This window comes from Comamonas odontotermitis, assembly GCF_014207855.1.
In the GTDB taxonomy this organism is placed as follows: domain Bacteria; phylum Pseudomonadota; class Gammaproteobacteria; order Burkholderiales; family Burkholderiaceae_C; genus Comamonas; species Comamonas odontotermitis_A.
Genome location: NZ_JACHKZ010000005.1, coordinates 193,570 through 213,569, shown reverse-complemented (window position 1 = coordinate 213,569; position 20,000 = coordinate 193,570). Strand labels below are relative to the sequence as shown.

The window sequence follows — 20,000 nt, the reverse complement described above, 5'->3', positions numbered from 1 at the left end:
CCACTCCTTCCCATCCCGAACAGGACAGTGAAACGACTTCGCGCCGATGATAGTGCGGATTCCCGTGTGAAAGTAGGTCATCGTCAGGCTTTTATTCCCAAACCCCCTCAGTCTCCGACTGCGGGGGTTTTGCTTTTGCTCGCCCGAAATTGTGTGGTGAATGTTGTGCCATTCAGCCCTTGGGTGACGCTGATATTCGCAACTCCAGCTGATAATGCAGACAGAACAACAGGAATACTGCATGGGGACACCCGCACTCACTTACACGATCAGCGATCTCGCGGCAGAATTTGACTTGACGACGCGAGCTATTCGCTTCTATGAAGACATGGGCCTCCTGCACCCAGATCGGGCAGGAGCCAGTGGTAAGCAGCGCATTTATTCTGCCAAGGATCGAACGCGCCTGCGCCTGACTTTGCGCGCCAAACGCCTGGGGCTGAGCCTGCAGGAAGCCAAGGAGATTCTCGATCTCTACGAATCGCCGCGCGATACCCAGATGCAGCTGAACCGCTTTGTTCAGGTGCTTTCCGCGCAGCGCGGGCGCTTGCTGGAGCAACTGGCAGATTTGCAAGCCAATTTGGCAGAAATTGATGAGCATCTGCAAGAAGCGCAGGCGCTGCTGCAGATGCCATTTGAAAAAAAATAGCTTATATTTGACGTTAACGTAAACGTAGTTGTCATGTAAAGCCTTCAAGCTGGCAACCCGTTGACCATGACAGCGAACCCAAGGAGACAAGAACATGTTCGGACTTCCAGGATTGAATTTCCAACTCGGTGAAGAGATTGATGCACTGCGCGATGCAGTGCGCGAATTTGCACAGGCGGAGATTGCGCCCCGAGCCGCCGAGATTGACCGCAATGACCAGTTTCCGATGGACTTGTGGCGCAAGTTTGGTGATCTGGGCGTGTTGGGCATCACGGTGCCCGAGCAGTATGGCGGTGCGGACATGGGCTATCTGGCCCACATGGTGGCGATGGAGGAGATTTCGCGTGCCAGCGCATCGGTGGGCCTGTCCTATGGTGCGCACAGCAACCTGTGCGTGAACCAGATCAATCGAAATGGTAATGAAGTGCAGAAGGCCAAGTACCTGCCCAAGCTGATCAGTGGGGAGCATGTGGGAGCGCTGGCCATGAGTGAACCGGGCGCAGGTTCCGATGTGATCAGCATGAAGCTGAAAGCCGAGGACAAGGGCGGCTACTACGTGCTCAATGGCAACAAGATGTGGATCACGAACGGCCCAGACGCGGATACCCTGGTGGTGTATGCCAAGACGGAGCCGGAGCTGGGTGCGCGTGGCGTGACGGCCTTTTTGATCGAGAAGGGCATGAAGGGTTTCTCGATTGCACAGAAGCTCGATAAGCTGGGTATGCGAGGCAGCCACACGGGCGAGTTGGTGTTCCAGAACGTGGAAGTACCGGCTGAGAACGTATTGGGTGCGGTCAATGGTGGTGCCAAGGTGCTCATGAGCGGCTTGGACTATGAACGCGCTGTGCTGACCGGCGGGCCGCTGGGCATCATGCAGAGCGTGATGGACAATGTCGTGCCCTATATTCACGACCGCAAGCAGTTTGGCCAGAGCATTGGCGAGTTTCAGCTCATCCAGGGCAAGGTGGCCGATATGTACACCGTGCTGCAAGCAGGCCGCTCCTTTGCTTATACGGTTGCTAAAAACCTTGATCTTCTGGGATCTGACCATGTTCGCCAGGTGCGCAAGGATTGCGCGAGCGTCATTTTGTGGTGCGCGGAGAAGGCAACATGGATGGCTGGTGAAGGGGTGCAAATCTATGGCGGCAATGGGTATATCAATGAGTACCCGCTCGGTCGACTGTGGAGAGATGCGAAACTCTACGAAATTGGCGCCGGCACCAGCGAAATCCGTCGCATGCTGATTGGCCGCGAGTTGTTTGCTGAAACCTGCTAAAAGCTGCGGGCTGCAGGCGCCATCCTAGTAAAAACAACCTAAAGGATTGCTTATGTCCCAAACCTCCATCGAAGAATTGTTCGTCCATAACCGCGAGTGGGCGGACCAGATGGAGCGTGATCGCCCCGGTTTTTTCACCGGACTGATGGCGCAGCAGAACCCCAAGTACATGTGGATTGGCTGCTCCGACAGCCGCGTGCCGGCCAATCAGATCACCGGCCTGGCGCCAGGCGAAGTGTTTGTGCACCGCAATATTGCCAACGTGGTGGTGCCCAGCGACTTGAACTGCCTCTCCACCATCCAGTACGCCATTGACCAGTTGCAGGTGGAGCATCTGATGGTGGTGGGCCACTATGGCTGCGGCGGTGTGCTGGCGGCGCTGGAGGACGCTCGGGTTGGCCTGGCTGACAACTGGATCCGCCATGTAAAGGATGTGCGCGACAAGCATGCCACGCTGTTGCAAAGCCTGTCGCCTCAGTGGCGCCATGATGCGCTGTGCGAGCTCAATGCCATTGAGCAGGTGATGAATGTAGCGCAGAGCACGGTGATGCAGGATGCCTGGGCGCGCGGTCAGAAAGTGGTGCTGCACGGTTGGTGCTATAGCCTCAAGAATGGTCTCATCACGAATCTGGAGATGACCGTGCCGGATGTCGGCGGCATCGCTGAAGTTCGCCGCCGTGCGGTAGAGCTGGTGGCAACACGTGAGCGCAGTTGAATTTCATTGATGTAAAAACAAGAGCGGTTACCGATTGATGTGCAAGGGTTTCAAAACCAAAGGCATCTGAATCCATTACTTATCAAACGCAGACCGCTCATCTTTTTGTTCTAGGAGACTCCCCATGCAAGATCCCGTCGTTATCGTCAGCGCTGCCCGCACCCCCATGGGAGGCTTCATGGGGGATTTTGCTGAACTGTCTGCCAACGATCTGGGCGGCGCAGCCATCAAGGCAGCGGTGGAGCGTGCGGGCATTGCCCCCGAAAAGGTGGAAGAGGTGCTGTTCGGCAACTGCCTGATGGCTGGTCAGGGCCAGGCGCCTGCGCGTCAGGCGCTGTTCAAGGGCGGTCTTCCCAAGAGCACGGGTGCCGTGACGCTCTCGAAGATGTGCGGTGCAGGCATGGAGGCCACCATTCTGGCCCATGACCAATTGGTGGCGCGCAGCCGCGACGTGATGGTTTCTGGCGGGATGGAGAGCATGACCAATGCGCCGTATCTGCTCAAGAAAGGCCGCGGCGGCTACCGCATGGGCCATGACAAGGTGTTTGACCACATGATGCTCGATGGCCTGGAAGATGCCTACGAGCCCGGCCGCTCCATGGGTACCTTTGGGGAGGACTGTGCGGCCAAGTACAACTTCACCCGAGAGCAACAGGACAAATTTGCGATCGCGAGCGTGGAGCGTGCGCAGGCGGCTACCAAATCAGGTGCTTTCAAGGAAGAGATCACGCCGGTGACGGTTTCCACCCGCAAGGGCGAGGTGACGATTTCGGAGGACGAAGGCCCCGCCAAGGCGCGGCTGGACAAGATTGCCGCGCTCAAGCCCGCGTTCAAGAAGGATGGCACCATCACCGCCGCCTCCAGCTCCAGCATCAACGACGGCGCTGCCGCCCTGGTCCTGATGCGCGCATCGACTGCCAAGGAGCTGGGTTGCACGCCGCTGGCACGCATTGTGGGCCATGCCACGTATGCACAAGAACCGGAATGGTTCAGCACGGCTCCTGTGGGAGCGACCGAAAAGCTGCTCAAGAAAATCGGCTGGTCTGTGGCCGATGTGGATCTGTGGGAGATCAATGAGGCCTTTGCCGTCGTTCCCATGGCGTTGATGGCGGAGCTGAACATTTCGCATGACATCGTCAACGTGAATGGCGGCGCTTGCGCACTTGGCCACCCGATTGGAGCCAGTGGCGCGCGTATTTTGGTTACGCTGCTGCACGCCCTGAAGGCGCGTGGCAAGAAGCGCGGCCTCGCAACCCTGTGCATTGGTGGGGGGGAAGCAACCGCCATGGCGATCGAAATCATCTAAATCTTGCACAATGGGCTGGTAAAGGAGGCTCCTCGCCATGAACGATGAAGCACATACCGACCAGCCCGTGCTGCTGGACGCCGCAGCCATTGAAGGCTTCTGGCAGGCTTTTGCCTACGACGAACGCAATCTCGCGCTCCTGCCCGAGCAGGAGTTTGTCTCCAAGGCCAATGAGATTCTGGCGCGGTATGCGCCTGAACTGGCGCTGGAGCTGGAGCAGGCCGATGGCAGCCTGTTCAAGCGCCTGGTGATCAGCGCTCACGGCAACACCGAGCAGTTCGAGAATGCCATGGCGCTGGTGCGCGCAGCCCCCAGCCTACCGGGTTACAAGGTGCAGGCTTTCCGTACGCGCACCCTGGGCAGCGATTTCAGCATGGGTATGGATGGCTTTGAGCTGGCCTGCTCGGATGTGCTGGTGGCGCATTACGACGCGGGTGGCGTGGTGGGGCTGGAGCTGTCGTTTGAAAAGATCATTCCGCAGGATATGCTGGACCATGCGCGGCACATGAGCTTCATCATGCTCGACCATGTGCTGGGCGAATGGGATTTTGCGGTGCGCGTGGGGCCGGTGGATTTTGTCGAGGCGTTCTCGCAAGGCGTCAGCGGTGCGGAGCCGCTGTCGGTGTTTCCTGCCATATTCGATGCCTTCCTGCGCGACGAAATGGGGCGCAGCTATCGGTTTCCCAAGGGGGACGACGACCGGTGGACGGTGTTTGAAGTGCGCCAGCGCGATGCGCAGGAGGACGCGCCTGCCGATCTGCTGTCGCTGCGCACCAGCGCCAATGCGCTCGCCACGCGGGCTGATCTGGCGCATTACCTGGAAGTGGTCATGCCCGTGGGCAACCAGAACGAGCTGGACGCTGCCAAGCAGGTGCAGGAAAGCCTGCAGTCCCTTTGGGAGCCGATGGAGCAAGGCGTTCTGGCCTTCAGCCGCCTCAATGGTGAGGGCGAGCTGGTATCCGGCTATTACATCGAGAACCCGCATTCGGCCGTGCCGCAGGTGCATGCCGCTGCCCAGCAGTACGCTGAATCTCTGGATGTGGAAGTCAGTGCCATGTTTGATCCATCGTGGCAGGAGTTTTGCGCGCTCTATGCTGCCACGGCCCCGCGGCCAGAGGGCGATGCGGCATGATCACCACGCACGAACAGCTGCGTGCGCTGTATGCCCAGCCGGCAGAGCGTGCCGTGCGCAAGGAGTTGAACCATCTCGACGCGCATTGCCAGCACTTTGTGGCGCTGTCGCCCCTGTGTGTGATGGCGACAGCAGGCAAGGATGGCGCCATGCTGGATGCCTCGCCGCGCGGCGGGCCGCCGGGCTTTGTCAAATGCACCGATGCGCAGCACCTGCTGCTGCCCGATGCGGGCGGCAACAACCGGCTCGATTCGCTGGAGAATCTGGTGCGCGATCCGCGCGTCGGGCTGCTCTTTCTGCTGCCCGGTGTGGATGAAACCCTGCGGGTCAATGGTGTGGCCCGGCTGCGTGACGAGGATGCATTCATCCAGCAATTTGCCGGTGAGCGGCAATTGCCCAGGCTTGTGATCGAGATCGAGGTGCGCGAAGCGTATCTGCACTGCGCCAAGGCGCTGATGCGCTCGCGGCTGTGGAGTGCGCAGGCCCAGGTGGAGCGCAGCGTGCTGCCTTCGCTCAACCAGATGATTCACGACCAGATCGGCTTGCAGGCGGCTCCAGAGCCACAGGCGGACATGGTGGCGCGTTACGAGGCGCTGATTGCGCAGGAGCAGGGGGGCTGATGACCACGGTTCTGATCATTGGCGCATCGCGCGGCATTGGGCTGGAGCTGGTGCGACAGTACCGCGCAGAGGGTTGCCGGGTGATTGCCACGGTTCGTGATGCGGGCGCACAGGCGCGTTTGGCGGCGCTGGGTGCCGAAGTGAAACTGGTGGATGTGGCGCAGCCCGCCAGTGTTAGCGGCTTTTCGTGGTTGCTGGACGGCGAGAAGATCGATGTGGCCTTGTATGTGGCAGGTGTCATCCGCCGGCCTGATGCACGCACGCCACCCACGCAGCCGGATTTTGATGCAGTCATGCATACCAATGTGCTGGGCGCCATGCAGGTGCTGCCCCAGGTTGCGCCCTTGGTTGAAGAGGCGCGGGGGGTATTTGCCTTTGTGTCGTCTTCCATGTCGCAGATCGAGGGTGTTGCCAACAGCTATTCCTGGTTGTATCGCGTCAGCAAGGCAGCGCTCAACATGGCAGTGGCGGCTGCACAGCACGATTACCCACATGCCCGGCTGGTCACCATCGATCCAGGCTGGGTGCAGACCGACATGGGGGGCGATGGCGCACCGCTGACGGTGCACGAGAGCGTGACCGGCATGCGCAAGACCCTCGCCTCGGTTACCGATGCCGACAAGGGCCGCCTGCTGCACCATGATGGCCGACGCGCCGCGCATTGGTAATCCGTGGGGTATGTGGGGCGAGAGGCTCTTGCCAGCGTTGAATCTGGATATGCGCAGGCCCCAAATTTTATTGAAACCAAAAAGACACTGGAGACAGACACATGCTTCTGACCGATGATCAGAAAATGATACGAGACGCCGTGCGCGAGTTTGCGCAGGCCGAGCTGTGGCCCCACGCGCCGCAGTGGGACCGCGACCATACCTTTCCTGCGGCCGCACACCAGGGCTTGGCGCAATTGGGGGCATACGGCATTTGCGTGCCGGAGGCCCTGGGCGGAGCCGGGCTGGACTACATCAGCCTGGCATTGGTTCTGGAGGAGATTGCTGCTGGTGACGGCGGCACCAGCACGGCCATCAGTGTCACCAACTGCCCCGTCAATGCCATTTTGATGCGTTACGGCAGCGACGCGCAGAAAAAGCAGTGGCTCGCTCCACTGGCGCGGGGTGAAATGCTGGGTGCCTTCTGCCTGACGGAGCCGCATGTGGGCTCGGACGCCAGCGCACTGCGCACCACTGCAACCCGCCAGGGCGACAGCTATGTGATCAACGGCGTCAAGCAGTTCATCACCAGCGGCAAGAACGGCCACATCGCCATCGTGATTGCAGTGACCGACAAGGGCGCTGGCAAAAAAGGCATGAGCGCATTCCTGGTGCCCACCAGCAACCCTGGCTACCAGGTGGCCCGGCTCGAAGACAAGCTGGGCCAGCACAGCAGCGATACGGCGCAGATCAATTTTGACAACTGTGTAGTCCCGGCAGAGAGCCTGATCGGCGCCGAAGGCGAAGGCTACAAGATTGCGCTGGGCGCCCTGGAGGGCGGTCGCATCGGCATTGCAGCACAAAGCGTTGGCATGGCGCGCAGCGCGTTTGATGTGGCGGTGCAATATGCCAAGGAGCGCGAGAGCTTTGGCACATCCATCATCAACCACCAGGCGGTTGGCTTTCGCCTGGCCGATTGCGCCGTGCAGATCGAGGCGGCGCGCCAGCTGATCTGGCATGCCGCCAGCTTGCGCGATGCGGGCCTGCCGTGCCTGAAGGAAGCCGCCATGGCCAAGCTGTTTGCCAGCGAGATGGCCGAGCGCGTCTGCAGTGCGGCCATACAGACCCTGGGCGGCTATGGCGTGGTGAATGACTTCCCTGTTGAGCGCATCTACCGCGATGTGCGCGTATGCCAGATCTATGAAGGCACCAGTGATGTGCAGAAGATCATCATCACCCGCGCGCTGATGTAATCGCTATTGGTTTTGACGCCATGCCCCGCTGTGGATGAACGCAGCGGGGCATTTTTATTGAGATTGCTCGCCGTGGTCGGAGAAGAGCAACCCGCTGGTCTTTGTTCCAGGAAAGGGCAGCGCCTGCCGTGCTTTTGTAGACTGGCAAAGGCCCAGAGCATGGGCTTTCAGCTCTCCTCCTTGCCTGCATTTTGCCGTGCGTCGATGGCCTTCATGTTGTCCAGCAGCTTGAGCAGGTAGTGCAAGGTGTGAACCATGTCGTTGCTTGAAAACCCCTCCAGCGCCTGCTCGTAGTAGCGGCCAATCGATTCGGCTGCATCGTGCTGCCACACCTGCTGGCCAGCCTCTGTCAGCTGTACCAGGCGTGAACGCTTGTCTGCCGGGTCGGGCACGCTGTGCACATAGCCTGCGGCCTCCATGCGCGAAAGCAGGCCGGTCAGGTTTTGGCGGCTCATCAACAGGTAGCGCGCCAGGTCTCCCATGCCCATGCCTTGTGCGGATTCGGGCCGCGAGAGCGCGCCCATCACCGCCCACTGCTGCGTCGTCAGGCCCTGGGCCTCCACGGCCTTGGTACCGGTTTTATGCAACATATTGGCGCATTGGTACAGCTTGAAGTAGAGCCGATTGGCCAGATCGGTTCGCAACTGATTCGGGTTTTCTCTAGTGCTGTTTGCGGATTTGCTCATGATTTCTATATTGCCATGGCAATGCATTTGTGTAAATATATTGTCTAATTAAACGATGCAATGCGCAAGAAAGGTTGAATCATGGCACGTTTTGATGGGCAACATATTGTAGTAACGGGCGGGGGGGGAGGTATTGGCGGAGCCACCTGTAAACGATTTGCCGCCGAAGGCGCCCGGGTGACCGTGCTCGACAAGCAGTTGGCTGCAGCGCAGACAGTGGCGGGTGCCGTTGCTGCGGCGGGAGGTCAGGCGCAGGCCATAGCTTGCGATATTACCGACCGTGCCAGCGTGGATGCCGCAGTGCAGCGGGCGGAGCAGTGGGCGGCGATTGACGTCCTGGTCAACAACGCAGGTTGGGACGTTTTCAAGCCCTTCACCAAGACCACCGAGGGTGAATGGCAGCAGCTCATTGCCGTCAACCTGGTGGGCGCCTTGCACATGCACCATGCGGTGTTACCGCTCATGGCAGAGCGCAAGGCGGGGCGCGTCGTCAATATTGCATCCGATGCGGCGCGTGTGGGTTCATCCGGCGAAGCGGTGTACGCCGCCTGCAAGGGCGGATTGGTGGCACTGTCCAAAACCCTGGCGCGCGAACATGCGCGCCACAACATCACCGTGAACGTGGTGTGCCCTGGCCCGACAGACACCGCCTTGTTCGCCAGCTACAAGGAAGGCGCAGCCAACCCGGAAAAACTGCTTGAAGCTTTTACCCGATCGATCCCGCTGGGCCGCATCGGTCAGCCGGAAGACCTGCCAGGCGCGATTCTGTTCTTTGCCTCCGGCGATGCTGCCTACGTGACCGGCCAGGTCATCAGCGTATCCGGCGGCCTCACGATGGCCGGTTGAAGGCCCCATTCAAGAAGGAGACTCACATGGAATTCGAAGACATCCTGTACGAAGTGCGCAATCACGTGGCCTGGATCACCATCAACCGGCCCGAGAAGATGAATGCCTTTCGCGGCACCACCTGCGACGAGCTGATCCGTGCACTGAACAAGGCGGGCTACGACAGGAGCGTAGGCTGCATCGTGCTGGCCGGTGCTGGCGACAAGGCTTTCTGCACCGGAGGCGACCAATCGGCCCACGATGGCAACTACGATGGCCGCGGCACGATTGGCTTGCCGATGGAAGAGCTGCACGATGCGATCCGCAACGTGCCCAAGCCGGTGATCGCCCGCGTGCAAGGCTATGCTATTGGCGGCGGCAATGTGCTGTGCACCATCTGTGATCTGACCATCTGCTCCGACAAGGCCATCTTCGGCCAGGTGGGCCCCAAGATGGGATCGGTCGACCCCGGCTACGGCACGGCATTCCTGGCGCGCGTGGTGGGCGAGAAAAAGGCGCGCGAGATCTGGTACCTGAACAAGCGATATTCCGGCGAGGAGGCCGTGGCCATGGGCCTAGCTAACCTTTGTGTAGCGCCAGACCAGCTCGATGCCACTGTGCAGGAATGGGCTGAAACCATCTGCGAGCGCAGCCCCACCGCGATTGCCATCGCCAAGCGCAGCTTCAATATGGACACCGCGCACCAGGCGGGCATTGCGGGCATGGGCATGTACGCGCTCAAGCTGTATTACGACACCGACGAGTCGCGCGAAGGCGTGGCAGCGCTCAAGGAAAAGCGCAAGCCCGATTTCCGCAAACACGCCAGGTAAAGCAACCTGCAAGAGGTGCCCATGAATCCGTACTTGAACGATGATTTGATGACCCTGGCCCAATCGGTGCGCAGGTTTGCCCAAGAGCGCGTGGCCCCCGGCTTTCTGGAGCGCGACCGGACCCGCGTTCTTGATCGTACCCTGATGCGCGAGATGGGTGACATGGGCCTGATTGCGCCGGAGTTGCCCGAGCATCTGGGCGGGCAGGGCATGGGTTGCCTCGCAGCCGGGGTGGTGCATGAAGAGCTGGCGCGCGCGGATCTGAGCATGTCGTACGTTCCGCTGCTGGCGTCGCTCAATGCGCAGATACTGTCGGCGCACGGGCAGCCTAGTATTACCGGGCCGTGGCTGCAGAAAATGGTGGCGGGCGAGGCGCTGTGCGCCATTGCGCTGACCGAGCCCCGGGGCGGCTCGGACGCGGCCAACCTGCGCCTGCGGATCGAACGCGATGGCGACTGCTATGTGCTCAATGGCGAGAAAACCTCCATCTCGGCCGCAGACCAATGCGACATTGCCGTGGTGTTTGGCCGCACAGGCACGGTGGAATCGGGGGCGCACGGCGTGACGGCTTTGCTGGTGCCGATGGATTTGCCGGGCATCACGCGCAGCCGCTTTGATTGCCATGGACAGCGCGCCATCGGCCGGGGCTCGCTGTTTTTCGACAATGTGCGTGTGCCGCTGTCGCATCGTCTGGGTGATGAGAACAAAGGCTTTGTACAGGTGATGCAGGGCTTTGACTATTCGCGTGCGCTGATCGGCTTGCAGGTGCTGGCCGTGGCGCGTGCGGCGCTGGACGATGCCTGGCAATACGTCGCGCAGCGCCAGGCCTTCGGCAAGCCCTTGTCCGCGTTTCAGGGTGTGTCGCACCCTCTGGCCGACTTTGATACGCAGGTGGGTGCAGCGCGCCTCTTGTGCCTGCAAGCCCTGTGGCTCAAGGACCAGGGAAAGCCTCACAGTGCGGAAGCAGCAATGTGCAAGTGGTGGGCGCCCAAGCTGGCGTATGACTGCATCCACCAGTGTCTGTTGATGTTCGGCCATGGTGGCTACGACCGGGGTGTGATGGAGCAGCGCCTGCGGGATGTGCTGGGCTTTCAGATTGGTGACGGCACGGCCCAGATCATGAAGACCATCATTGCCCGCGACCGTGCTGGCAGGCAGGCCGTGCCTGCCTAGGTGGTGCGATCGACTCCAGAGCGCAGCCAACAGGCGTGGAGCTACCCTAAAACACACAGGAGACACACATGCAGTTTGATGCCGTATTGCTGGCACCGCGCCGCGCGCAGATGCGAAGCCAAGGCTGGTGGCGGGACATCACCATCAACGATGCCCTGGACCACGCGGCGCGCCAGTGGCCCGACCGGCTGGCGCTGGTAGGGCAGCGCGCTGGTGAAGAGGCTGCGCAGCCATTTTGCTATGCAGAGCTGGCTCGCATGGCCAATCGTGTAGCGGTGGGGTTGTGGCGACTGGGTGTGCGGCCCGCCGATGTGGTGGCCTGCCAGTTGCCCAATGTCTGGCAGCTCACGGTGCTGTACCTGGCATGCGCGCGCATTGGTGCTGTGCTCAATCCCTTGATGCCGATCTTCCGCGAGCGCGAACTGCTGTTCATGCTCGGCCATGGTGAAGCCAAGGTGATCGTCGTGCTCAAGAACTTTCGCAATGTGGATTACGAAGCCATGCTCAAAGGCATTCAGCCGCAGTTGCCGCACTTGCAGCATGTCGTGGCGATCGGTGGAGCGGGTGCTGACAGCTTTGAGGCCCTGCTCGCACAACCTGCGTGGGAAGAGGATGCCGATGCGGTGCAGATTCTGAAACAAAACCGGGTACAGCCCGACGCCGTCACACAGCTCATCTATACCAGCGGCACCACGGGTGAGCCCAAGGGTGTCATGCACTCGTCCAATACCTTGATGGCCAACATCAATGCCTATGCCGAACGGCTGGCCTTGAACAGCGCTGATGCGGTATTGATGGCGTCGCCCATGGCGCACCAGACCGGTTTCATGTACGGGTTGATGATGCCGGTGATGCTGGGCGCGACGGCGGTGCTGCTGGATGTCTGGAATGCTGCCACTGCCGCGCAGCTGATACGGCAATGGCGTTGCACCTTCACGATGGCATCGACGCCGTTTTTGGCCGATTTGTCGCGCGAAGTAGCGGTGAGCGGCCCGGTGCCCAGTCTGCGGACCTTTCTGTGTGCGGGCGCGCCGATACCCGGGCCGCTGGTCGAGCAGGCGCAGGCGGCATTGGGAGTGCAGATCATCTCGGCCTGGGGTATGTCGGAGAACGGGGCGGTGACCACCACATTGCCCAGCGACAGCGCGCAACGCGCGGTGGAAACCGATGGTCTGCCATTGCCCGGCGCGGAGGTGAAGGTGGTGGATGATCTGGGCCAGGAGCTGCCACGCGGCGAAATTGGCCAGTTGTGGGTCAGGGCCAACTCCAACTTTGGCGGCTATCTGAAGCGCCCGCATCTCAATGCCACCACCGAAGACGGCTGGTTCGATACCGGCGACCAGGCGCGCATGGATGCGCAAGGCTATATCCGCATCACCGGCCGCAGCAAGGATGTGATCATCCGTGGCGGAGAGAACATTCCGGTGGTAGAGGTGGAATCCCTGCTCTACAGGCACCCGGCCGTTGCCCAGGCTGCCGTGGTGGCCTATCCGGACGAGCGTTTGGGCGAGCGCGCCTGTGCGGTGATCGTGCTCAAGCCAGGGGCGGTGGAGCCGACGCTGGGGGATGTGACCGACTTCCTGCGAGCGCAGAAGGTGGCTCCGCACTACCTGCCTGAACGCCTGGTGGTATTGGCGCAAATGCCTGCCACACCGTCGGGAAAAATCCAGAAGTTCAAACTGCGCGAGCAATTGAAAGTGGCACTTGCCTAGCTACACCCCGTCGGGTGCGTCCTCGGTGCTGTCGCGGTTGCGCAGCACAATCGTGATCTGGCCATTGGTTTCGATGGTGGCCTGCTCTACCTCGTAGGTGTGCAGGCAGCCGGCGCCGCGCAGGGCGGCTTTCAGGTCATCGCTCGTGATGAGCTCGGCATCCATCACCTGCCGGTTGACCTGGCCGTTGGAGATGAGCCGCTTGGGAATGCCATCGACCCAGCGCGATATCCTTCTGCTGCGATAGCTCAGCTGCGCCATGATGGAGTGGCAGGCAATCAGTGTCGTGGCCGAGATGAGGCCACCGATCAAGGAGTTGTCGCCCGCGTTCATCGAGTTCTGCACGGCGTTCGACAGGATCAGCAACAAAATCAGATCGAATGGATCGTACTGCCCGATCTGGCGGCGTCCGGTCATGCGCAGAAACACCAGCAAGAACGCATAGACCACAAAGCCGCGCACGACAAATTCCCACCACGGAACACTCATAGAAAACATGGCTGACTCCTCAGAACCTGTGGACGGGCGGCGCCTGCATGTGCCTGCAATGTGCCCGCTGACCAGGCAATCATAGTCCGCAGTCTGTGCAGGGCGAGGTTTACCCTGTACGCAGGCAGGCTCTGGCATGGTTGTCTTTTTGCTATTGTTCCAGTAGCTACTTGTGTGCATTCTGTATGCGCTAAAGGCATATTTGGCACAATACGGGCTTTGCTGCCAGCGTGCCTCCAACAAGGAGGCACTTCAGAGGCGGCGCAAACGGCGATCCCGTTGCAAATACTGAAAAGAGACAGAGCCATGGCCAAGAAGAAAGCGGCAGCAGGCACCGACGCTACTGCGTGCCCTTGTGGATCAGCGGTGGCGTACAGCGCATGCTGCGGCCGCTTTATCGACGACTTTCTGCACACCCCGGCGCCGGACGCCGAGCGGTTGATGCGCTCCCGCTATACCGCGTTTGTTATGGAGCGGGCTCCTTATCTGCTGGCCACCTGGCACGCGCCGCAGCGCCCCCCCAGCCTGGATTTCGATCCGCAATGCCATTGGTTGGGACTGGAGGTGAAAGACTTTCAAGCGCAGGACGACACGCATGCAGAGGTTGAATTCGTCGCTCGCTATAAAGTACAGGGCCGCGCTGTGCGGCTGCATGAGCGCAGCCGTTTCGTGCAGGAGCACGGGCGCTGGTTTTATGTGGACGGTGACCAGTTCTGACTGGTCCATGGTCTGCGCACACCCATGAGGATACGAAATGACTAGGATTGCCCGCTTTGAAGCAGTACTGTTTGACTGCGATGGCGTGCTGGTAGACAGCGAAACGATCACCAACCGCGTGCTCTGCGCCATGCTCAATGAAGCAGGTTGGGCGCTTACGAGCGAAGCGTGCCTGCAGCTGTTCATCGGCAAGATGGTGCGCAGCCAGAAAGACCTGATCGAGGCCAACACTGGCAAGCCTTTGACCGATGTCTGGATGGAAGAGTTCTATGAGCGCCGCAATACGGCGCTGGAGAAGGATGTGAAGGCAATCGAGGGTGCCGTAGAGGCTGTAAAGGCACTGCATGCGCAGATGGGCGGGCAGATTGCCTGTGCTTCGGGAGCAGATCGCAAGAAGGTGGAGATGCAACTGCGGATCACCGGTTTGTTGCCGTACTTTGAGGGCCGTATTTTCAGCGGGCACGAGTTGCCGCGCACCAAGCCTTTTCCGGATGTGTACCTGGCTGCGGCTGCGGCGCTGGACGCCGATCCCCAACGTTGCCTCGTCATTGAAGACAGCGTAACGGGAACGCAGGCGGGCGTGGCCGCGCAGGCCACGGTGTGGGCCTACCATCCGCCACTGCATGCCGTGTGCCCGGCGCATGAGCTGGAAGCCGCTGGTGCATCGCGCTGTTTTGCGCACATGGGTGAACTGCCACAACTGGTGTGAGCGCGCGGTAGGCCTTCAAGAGCACGAGTGCTGGAGTGCTCCCTGAGCAGGGTGTTTACTGCGCGGCGCGCAATTGCGCCAGCACTTCCAGCGCACGGTCGGTGCGCACGTCGTGTTCTGCGGCCAGGCGCCGGGCCACCTGGTCGACCTCTTCACCCACGGCGCCCGCCACCAGCGCAATGTTGCGGGCGTGCAGCGCCATGTGGCCGCGCTGAATGCCTTCGGTCGCAAGCGCGCGCAGCGCACCCAGGTTCTGTGCCAGGCCTACGGCGGCAGCAATCTCGCCCAGTTCCTGCGCGGATTGAACGCCCATGATCTTGAGCGCCAGGCGCGCCACCGGGTGCGTCTTGGTGGCACCGCCGACCAGGCCCACCGGCATGGGCAACTCGATGGTGCCCACCAGCGCGCCGCTGTTGTCCTTTTCCCAGGTGGTGAGCGAGGTGTAGTGACCACTGCGGCAGGCATATGCATGCGCACCAGCTTCCACTGCGCGCCAGTCATTGCCGGTGGCGACGATCACGGGATCGATCCCGTTCATGATGCCTTTGTTGTGTGTGGCTGCGCGGTAGGGGTCGATGGCGGCAAAGGTGTAGGCATCCAGAATGCCTTCAATGATTTCCTCGCCGCTGCGCTCCGGGGTCGCCAGAGTTTGAGGTGTGAGCCGCACACGGGCGCGGGCGAGGCGCAGGTCGGCCAGGTTCGACAGGATGCGCAGGCGCACCGAGCCGCCCGTCAGCTTTTCCACCAGCGGTGATACTGATTCAGCCATGGTGTTGACCGTGTTCGCGCCCATGGCGTCGCGCACATCCACGATCAGGTGCATCACCACCATGGCGCCGCGCGGCGAGCTGGGGAACACATGCACTTCAATGTCTTTGCAACCGCCGCCCAGGCCAATCAGCACTTTGTCGCGGCTATTGGCGAGCGCGATGATCTCGTCCCGCGCCTGGAAGAGCGCAATACGCGCGCCATAAGGGTCGCTGAGCCCGACGATCTGTACCTGTGCACGCATCAGCGGCTGGGTGCTCGATGTCTGGAAACCGCCGCTGTCGCGTGCGAGCTTGGCCATGTACGACGCTGCGGCGATGATGGATGGCTCTTCCACGGCCAGCGGCACCAGCACGTCGCGGCCGTTGATCTGGAAATTGCCGGCGACGCCGATGGGCAGCTCGAAGGTGCCGATCACGTTCTCGATCATGCCGTCGGCCAGTGCGTGCGGAAGCGCGCCGGGTTGCGCGATCAGCGCGCGCTCCTCGTCGCTCAGCTGGCAGGCCTGTGCAATGTGATCCCAGCGTTGTGCAGGGTTGAGGGCGCGGAAATTGGAGAGGCGGGAGTCGATGGCCATGATCAAGGAGGGTCCGGAAAAAAATGCCGCTTCATCAACCATGCGGCGTCAAACAATGGCTCGAACTGTATGGAAGCTGTACCTTTCAAAAAAGGTACAGTTTGGGCAAACAGCATCGTTGCAGCGCAGCAATGGCTTCATTGGTGTACCGGAGCGGGCTTTTCTCGGACACACTTCGCACCACCATGTCTCGACGCTCTGCCCCCATTGCTGAAAAGCTGGCCGATCTGATCGGCCAGCAGATCGCCAATGGCATTTACCAGCCTGGCGACAAGCTGCCTTCGCTGCGGGAGCTGTCGCAATTGCACCGCTATGCCAAGAACACGGTCGTGTCGGCGTTTGATCTGTTGGTATCGCGCGGCCTGGTGGAGCCACGGCGTGGTTCGGGCTTTTATGTGTCGCCGCAGCTGCGCAAGGCCAAGGCGGTTGATGAAGACAACGGTCAGCTGGTGCGAGCGATGGATACGGTCTGGCTGGCACGCGAGCAGCTCATACGCCAGCCGGAGGTGGCTGCCGTGGGCGATGGTTTTCCGCCGATTGAATGGCTGGCGGACATGCGCATGGACCGCTACCACCAGAAGGTGGTGCGCACCGGCCTCGGGTCTCTGTTTCGCTACGGAAACCGCTTTGGCTATGCGCCGCTGCGTGACAGCCTGGTGCGCAAGCTTGGCGTGCTGGGTCTGCCGGTGACGCAGAGCCAGCTGGTGCTTACCCAGGGTGCCAATGATGCGCTGGATCTGGTGATCCGCTACTTTGTGCCGCCGGGCGCGACGGTCCTGGTGGATGAGCCGGGCTACTACCTGCTGTTTGGCAAGCTCAAGCTGGCGGGCGCGCGTGTGATCGGCGTCCCCAGGCTGGCTGATGGGCCTGATCTTGCGGCGCTTGAAAGCATTCTGGTCACAGAGCGGCCGCGCCTGTTCTTCACCCAATCGCTGGCACACAACCCGACGGGGTCGGATCTCAGTCTGCACAAGGCCTACCGGCTGCTGCAACTGGCAGAGAAGCACAACCTGCTGTTTGTGGAGGATGACCCCTTCGCCGATTTCAAACCGACTTCGGCGGTGCGCCTGTCCATGCTCGATCAGCTGGAGCGCACGATCTACATCGGCAGCTTTTCCAAATCATTCTCTGCAGCCCTGCGTGTGGGCTACGTGGCATGCAGCGCCGCACTGGCCAGTGACCTGGCGGATCTGAGAACCTTGATTCACGTGAGCGGGTCGGAGTACTGCGAGCGCATGGTGGATGTGATGCTGCGCGAAGGCCGCTACGAGCGCCATCTGGTCAAGCTGCGGCAGAAGCTGGGCGCAGCCACCGCACAGGCGCAGCAGTGGCTGGATGAGCAAGGTTGTACGGTGTTTGCACGCAGTGCACAGACGCTGTACCTGTGGGTACGGTTTCCCGGCGTGGAGGATTCATTGGAATGGGCGCAGGCGCTGCTTGCGCATGGCGTGAAGATGGCGCCGGGCCGCATATTCCATCTGGACTCTGCAGCGCCATCGCCCTGGTCGCGCTGCAACGTGGCCGCCATGCTGGATCCGCGCTTTCAGACCGCGGTGAAGTCGCAGTTGGCACTGAGGAAAAACGCGCAGGGAAAGGGTTTGCCAAACAATCCTGCGTAGGCGTGAGCCAGAAGAAGCTTTGAAAGAGGAAGCACTTGATCGAGCCGCACGTTTCTGTGAATGGTGCGGAATTTGGGACCCAGAAACTGACAACGAAGCAAGGAGACAAGCATGAGCAGAACCATCTATCGACTCACCCGAATCGCAGCACTGGGCGCCAGTGTTTTTGCGCTCTCTGCACAGGCGCAGGACATCAAGATCGGCTATACCGCAGACCAGTCGGCCAGCGGCGTGGCAGAGCTGGGTATTGCAGGCCGCTGGGGCTTTGAAGCGGCGATTGAAGACATCAACAAAGCGGGCGGCATTCTGGGCCGCAAAGTCGTTGGCGTGATCCGCGACGACCAGGGAACGCCGCCCAAGGCGATTCAGACGGTGCAGGAGCTGATCGACAGCGAGAAAGTCAGCGGCATCGTCGGCCCGGCCAACTCCGGCAACGCGCTTGCATGGCTGCATATTCCGCAGCAGAAGAAGGTGCCCGTGGTGGTGCCGATTGGCACGGCGACCGAGATCACCACGCGCTATGCCAAGGAGCCGCAAAACTACCTCTACCGCATCTCCATGGTGGACCGCGAACAGGTAGCACTGCTGGGCGCCTATGCGGTGAAGGCCTCCAAGGATAAGAAGATCGCGATTCTTGCGGATTCGACCGGTTATGGCCAGGGTGGCATCAAGGATGCGACCGACATTCTGGCGCTTCATGGCGTTAAGCCCGTGGCGGTCGAGAAGTACGGCCCCAAGGACACCGACATGACCTCGCAGCTCAACAAGATCAAGGCGGCGGGCGCGGATACCGTGATCATCTATGGCATTGCCGATGGCGCGGCGCAGGTGCTTCGCAGCATGGAGAAGATCAACTACATGCCGATCACCCTGGGAACCTGGGGCAACCTGAGCTCGCTCCTGCCCAAGATGGCTGGCACCAAGCTTGCCGAGCACCTGATCATGGCGGCATCCACCACCGAAGACACTTCGGACAAGACCAAGTCGCTGGGCAAACGCGTGCGGGTGAACTTCCCAACGCTCACCACCTTCCCATGTTCTGCGCAGGCCTACGATTCGGTCATGCTGCTGGCTGCCGCCATGAAGCAGGCAGGCAGCACGGACGGCGAAAAGGTGGCTGCCGCATTGGAGAACCTCTCCAAGACCGAAGGCGTGATCAAGACCTATGACAAGCCATTCAGCAAGACCAACCACGAAGGCCTGAGTGTGAGCGATTTCTACCTGGCGCGCTGGAAGGGCAGCGAAGTGGTGCGCTTTGAGGACGATGTCTACAAATCGCTCCAGCCTGCCGACCTGAAAAAGTAAGCCGTTCAGGGGCCGTGGCGGTCATGGGGCCGCCCGGCTGCCTTGTCATTTGCAGCATGTGCATGGGGCGAGTATGTTTGATTCAATACTGCAGGCTGTCTTCAGCGGGCTTGCGTTGGGCAGTATCTATGCCCTGGTGGCGGTGGGTTTCAACATCACCTTCAATACCACCAAGACCTTGAACTTTGGCCAGGGCGAGTTTCTGGTGGCCGGCGCGTTTGTCGCGGTTTCGGTGCTGTTGCTGCTGGTGGGCAAGAACGTTACCGACACACTGGTTCCCGCCGATGTGACGCTGGGTCGCTACCTGCTCAGCCTCGTTGGCACGATGGCGGTTCTGGGAGTGCTGGGCGTGATCCTCTATTACGCAGCGGTGCGCCCATTTGTGGGGCGTGGTGGCATGGCCTGGGTCATGAGCACGATTGGCTTTGGCATCATCATCCAGAACACGGCACTGGCCATCTGGGGGCCTTCACCCATGGTGATGCCTTCGCCCCTGGGCAGTGAGGTGATCCGCATCGGCGGCGCTGGCGTGCTGCCGCAGGAATTGCTGGTGCTCGCTGCCAGTGTGGCTGTGCTGCTCAGCCTTGATTTCATCATGCGGCGCACCCGGATCGGCAAGGCGGTGCGTGCCGTTGCGCAAAGCGGCAGCGCCGCTACCCTCATGGGCATCAACGTGTCTGCGATCGTCGTGCTTGCGTTTGTCATCAGCTCCAGTCTGGCGGGGCTTGCCGGCCTGCTGATTGCACCCATCACCACGGCATCGGTGTTCATGGGCATGTCGCTGGCGCTGAAAGCGTTTTCTTCGGCCATTCTGGGCGGTTTGACCAGCCCCCGCGGCTGCATGCTCGGCGGCTTCATCCTGGGGCTGATTGAGGCGCTGGTGGGGCTGTGGCAGGCAGAGCTGCGCGAGATCAGCATTTTCGTGCTGATCATCGTGGTTCTGGTGGTGCGCCCGCAGGGACTGCTGGGCCAGAAGATCGTGGAGAAAGTCTGAT

Annotated in this window: 20 protein-coding genes; 17 read left to right on the top strand and 3 right to left on the bottom strand. The window is 61.0% G+C overall.

All coding sequences use genetic code 11. The annotated features are described in order from the left end of the window. The first annotated feature begins 241 nt into the window (after positions 1 to 241). From HNP33_RS06375 to HNP33_RS06340, 8 genes are all read left to right on the top strand, one after another. Positions 242 to 646, top strand: a complete 405-nt coding sequence (locus HNP33_RS06375; RefSeq protein WP_184706458.1) for a MerR family transcriptional regulator — start codon at positions 242 to 244, stop codon at positions 644 to 646. Between the two features lie 94 nt (positions 647 to 740). Next, a complete protein-coding gene (locus tag HNP33_RS06370) occupies positions 741 to 1,922 on the top strand; it encodes an isovaleryl-CoA dehydrogenase (RefSeq protein ID WP_184706456.1) in 1,182 nt (393 codons plus the stop codon). A gap of 52 nt (positions 1,923 to 1,974) precedes the next feature. After that, complete coding sequence (gene can / locus HNP33_RS06365; protein WP_184706454.1) at positions 1,975 to 2,637, top strand: carbonate dehydratase; 663 nt, start codon at positions 1,975 to 1,977, stop codon at positions 2,635 to 2,637. A gap of 124 nt (positions 2,638 to 2,761) precedes the next feature. Continuing rightward, the gene (locus tag HNP33_RS06360) at positions 2,762 to 3,943 is read left to right on the top strand and encodes an acetyl-CoA C-acyltransferase (protein ID WP_184706452.1); all 1,182 of its coding nucleotides are present in this window, start codon (positions 2,762 to 2,764) and stop codon (positions 3,941 to 3,943) included. A gap of 37 nt (positions 3,944 to 3,980) precedes the next feature. After that, a complete protein-coding gene (locus HNP33_RS06355; RefSeq protein ID WP_184706450.1) occupies positions 3,981 to 5,075 on the top strand; it encodes a hypothetical protein in 1,095 nt (364 codons plus the stop codon). After that, the gene (locus HNP33_RS06350) at positions 5,072 to 5,695 is read left to right on the top strand and encodes a pyridoxamine 5'-phosphate oxidase family protein (RefSeq protein ID WP_184706448.1); all 624 of its coding nucleotides are present in this window, start codon (positions 5,072 to 5,074) and stop codon (positions 5,693 to 5,695) included. The genes HNP33_RS06355 and HNP33_RS06350 overlap by 4 nt, the downstream gene beginning before the upstream one ends. Further along, a complete protein-coding gene (locus HNP33_RS06345) occupies positions 5,695 to 6,363 on the top strand; it encodes an SDR family oxidoreductase (RefSeq protein WP_184706446.1) in 669 nt (222 codons plus the stop codon). Before HNP33_RS06350 ends, HNP33_RS06345 begins: the two co-directional genes overlap by 1 nt. A gap of 101 nt (positions 6,364 to 6,464) precedes the next feature. Next, a complete protein-coding gene (locus tag HNP33_RS06340; protein WP_184706444.1) occupies positions 6,465 to 7,595 on the top strand; it encodes an acyl-CoA dehydrogenase family protein in 1,131 nt (376 codons plus the stop codon). Positions 7,596 to 7,762: 167 nt separating this feature from the next. On the opposite strand, the gene HNP33_RS06335 is transcribed toward HNP33_RS06340, so the two are convergent. Then, complete coding sequence (locus HNP33_RS06335; protein WP_184706441.1) at positions 7,763 to 8,281, bottom strand: MarR family winged helix-turn-helix transcriptional regulator; 519 nt, start codon at positions 8,279 to 8,281, stop codon at positions 7,763 to 7,765. Positions 8,282 to 8,362: 81 nt separating this feature from the next. Between HNP33_RS06335 and HNP33_RS06330 the strand changes: the two genes are divergently transcribed. The 4 genes from HNP33_RS06330 to aliA all read left to right on the top strand — a co-directional run bounded on the left by HNP33_RS06330 (position 8,363) and on the right by aliA (position 12,821). Next, positions 8,363 to 9,127 (top strand): glucose 1-dehydrogenase, encoded by a 765-nt coding sequence (locus HNP33_RS06330; protein WP_184706439.1) that lies wholly within the window; start codon positions 8,363 to 8,365, stop codon positions 9,125 to 9,127. A 26-nt stretch (positions 9,128 to 9,153) separates the two neighbouring features. Next, a complete protein-coding gene (gene badI / locus HNP33_RS06325; RefSeq protein WP_184706437.1) occupies positions 9,154 to 9,936 on the top strand; it encodes a 2-ketocyclohexanecarboxyl-CoA hydrolase in 783 nt (260 codons plus the stop codon). Between the two features lie 21 nt (positions 9,937 to 9,957). Beyond that, positions 9,958 to 11,109 (top strand): cyclohexanecarboxyl-CoA dehydrogenase, encoded by a 1,152-nt coding sequence (gene aliB / locus HNP33_RS06320; protein WP_184706435.1) that lies wholly within the window; start codon positions 9,958 to 9,960, stop codon positions 11,107 to 11,109. 68 nt (positions 11,110 to 11,177) lie between these two features. Beyond that, a complete protein-coding gene (gene aliA, locus HNP33_RS06315) occupies positions 11,178 to 12,821 on the top strand; it encodes a cyclohexanecarboxylate-CoA ligase (protein ID WP_184706433.1) in 1,644 nt (547 codons plus the stop codon). Here aliA and HNP33_RS06310 read toward each other — a convergent pair whose 3' ends face one another. After that, entirely contained in the window at positions 12,822 to 13,319 is a 498-nt protein-coding gene (locus tag HNP33_RS06310; protein ID WP_184706431.1) for a DUF421 domain-containing protein, read from the bottom strand. Between the two features lie 297 nt (positions 13,320 to 13,616). Between HNP33_RS06310 and HNP33_RS06305 the strand changes: the two genes are divergently transcribed. Both HNP33_RS06305 and HNP33_RS06300 read left to right on the top strand, forming a co-directional pair. Continuing rightward, the gene (locus HNP33_RS06305) at positions 13,617 to 14,027 is read left to right on the top strand and encodes a YchJ family protein (RefSeq protein ID WP_184706429.1); all 411 of its coding nucleotides are present in this window, start codon (positions 13,617 to 13,619) and stop codon (positions 14,025 to 14,027) included. A 46-nt stretch (positions 14,028 to 14,073) separates the two neighbouring features. Further along, a complete protein-coding gene (locus HNP33_RS06300; RefSeq protein WP_184706479.1) occupies positions 14,074 to 14,736 on the top strand; it encodes an HAD family hydrolase in 663 nt (220 codons plus the stop codon). A 55-nt stretch (positions 14,737 to 14,791) separates the two neighbouring features. On the opposite strand, the gene HNP33_RS06295 is transcribed toward HNP33_RS06300, so the two are convergent. After that, entirely contained in the window at positions 14,792 to 16,081 is a 1,290-nt protein-coding gene (locus HNP33_RS06295) for a hydroxymethylglutaryl-CoA reductase, degradative (RefSeq protein ID WP_184706427.1), read from the bottom strand. A 185-nt stretch (positions 16,082 to 16,266) separates the two neighbouring features. Between HNP33_RS06295 and HNP33_RS06290 the strand changes: the two genes are divergently transcribed. The 3 genes from HNP33_RS06290 to HNP33_RS06280 all read left to right on the top strand — a co-directional run bounded on the left by HNP33_RS06290 (position 16,267) and on the right by HNP33_RS06280 (position 19,999). After that, positions 16,267 to 17,700: a PLP-dependent aminotransferase family protein gene (locus HNP33_RS06290; RefSeq protein ID WP_184706425.1), complete on the top strand. Its 1,434-nt coding sequence runs from the start codon at positions 16,267 to 16,269 to the stop codon at positions 17,698 to 17,700. A 111-nt stretch (positions 17,701 to 17,811) separates the two neighbouring features. Continuing rightward, entirely contained in the window at positions 17,812 to 19,005 is a 1,194-nt protein-coding gene (locus HNP33_RS06285; protein WP_184706423.1) for an ABC transporter substrate-binding protein, read from the top strand. A gap of 73 nt (positions 19,006 to 19,078) precedes the next feature. Continuing rightward, a complete protein-coding gene (locus HNP33_RS06280; protein ID WP_184706421.1) occupies positions 19,079 to 19,999 on the top strand; it encodes a branched-chain amino acid ABC transporter permease in 921 nt (306 codons plus the stop codon). Position 20,000 lies beyond the last annotated feature (1 nt).

What these genes read in the sequence shown, in the direction of transcription:
- HNP33_RS06305 (WP_184706429.1), top strand. Translation starts at nt 13,617, where the DNA reads ATGGCCAAGAAGAAAGCGGCAGCAGGCACCGACGCTACTGCGTGCCCT.
- aliA (WP_184706433.1), top strand. Translation starts at nt 11,178, where the DNA reads ATGCAGTTTGATGCCGTATTGCTGGCACCGCGCCGCGCGCAGATGCGA.
- HNP33_RS06360 (WP_184706452.1), top strand. Translation starts at nt 2,762, where the DNA reads ATGCAAGATCCCGTCGTTATCGTCAGCGCTGCCCGCACCCCCATGGGA.
- can (WP_184706454.1), top strand. Translation starts at nt 1,975, where the DNA reads ATGTCCCAAACCTCCATCGAAGAATTGTTCGTCCATAACCGCGAGTGG.
- HNP33_RS06280 (WP_184706421.1), top strand. Translation starts at nt 19,079, where the DNA reads ATGTTTGATTCAATACTGCAGGCTGTCTTCAGCGGGCTTGCGTTGGGC.
- HNP33_RS06350 (WP_184706448.1), top strand. Translation starts at nt 5,072, where the DNA reads ATGATCACCACGCACGAACAGCTGCGTGCGCTGTATGCCCAGCCGGCA.
- HNP33_RS06295 (WP_184706427.1), bottom strand. Translation starts at nt 16,081, where the DNA reads ATGGCCATCGACTCCCGCCTCTCCAATTTCCGCGCCCTCAACCCTGCA.
- HNP33_RS06345 (WP_184706446.1), top strand. Translation starts at nt 5,695, where the DNA reads ATGACCACGGTTCTGATCATTGGCGCATCGCGCGGCATTGGGCTGGAG.
- HNP33_RS06355 (WP_184706450.1), top strand. Translation starts at nt 3,981, where the DNA reads ATGAACGATGAAGCACATACCGACCAGCCCGTGCTGCTGGACGCCGCA.
- HNP33_RS06340 (WP_184706444.1), top strand. Translation starts at nt 6,465, where the DNA reads ATGCTTCTGACCGATGATCAGAAAATGATACGAGACGCCGTGCGCGAG.
- HNP33_RS06285 (WP_184706423.1), top strand. Translation starts at nt 17,812, where the DNA reads ATGAGCAGAACCATCTATCGACTCACCCGAATCGCAGCACTGGGCGCC.
- HNP33_RS06310 (WP_184706431.1), bottom strand. Translation starts at nt 13,319, where the DNA reads ATGTTTTCTATGAGTGTTCCGTGGTGGGAATTTGTCGTGCGCGGCTTT.
- HNP33_RS06375 (WP_184706458.1), top strand. Translation starts at nt 242, where the DNA reads ATGGGGACACCCGCACTCACTTACACGATCAGCGATCTCGCGGCAGAA.
- HNP33_RS06370 (WP_184706456.1), top strand. Translation starts at nt 741, where the DNA reads ATGTTCGGACTTCCAGGATTGAATTTCCAACTCGGTGAAGAGATTGAT.
- HNP33_RS06290 (WP_184706425.1), top strand. Translation starts at nt 16,267, where the DNA reads ATGTCTCGACGCTCTGCCCCCATTGCTGAAAAGCTGGCCGATCTGATC.
- badI (WP_184706437.1), top strand. Translation starts at nt 9,154, where the DNA reads ATGGAATTCGAAGACATCCTGTACGAAGTGCGCAATCACGTGGCCTGG.
- HNP33_RS06335 (WP_184706441.1), bottom strand. Translation starts at nt 8,281, where the DNA reads ATGAGCAAATCCGCAAACAGCACTAGAGAAAACCCGAATCAGTTGCGA.
- aliB (WP_184706435.1), top strand. Translation starts at nt 9,958, where the DNA reads ATGAATCCGTACTTGAACGATGATTTGATGACCCTGGCCCAATCGGTG.
- HNP33_RS06330 (WP_184706439.1), top strand. Translation starts at nt 8,363, where the DNA reads ATGGCACGTTTTGATGGGCAACATATTGTAGTAACGGGCGGGGGGGGA.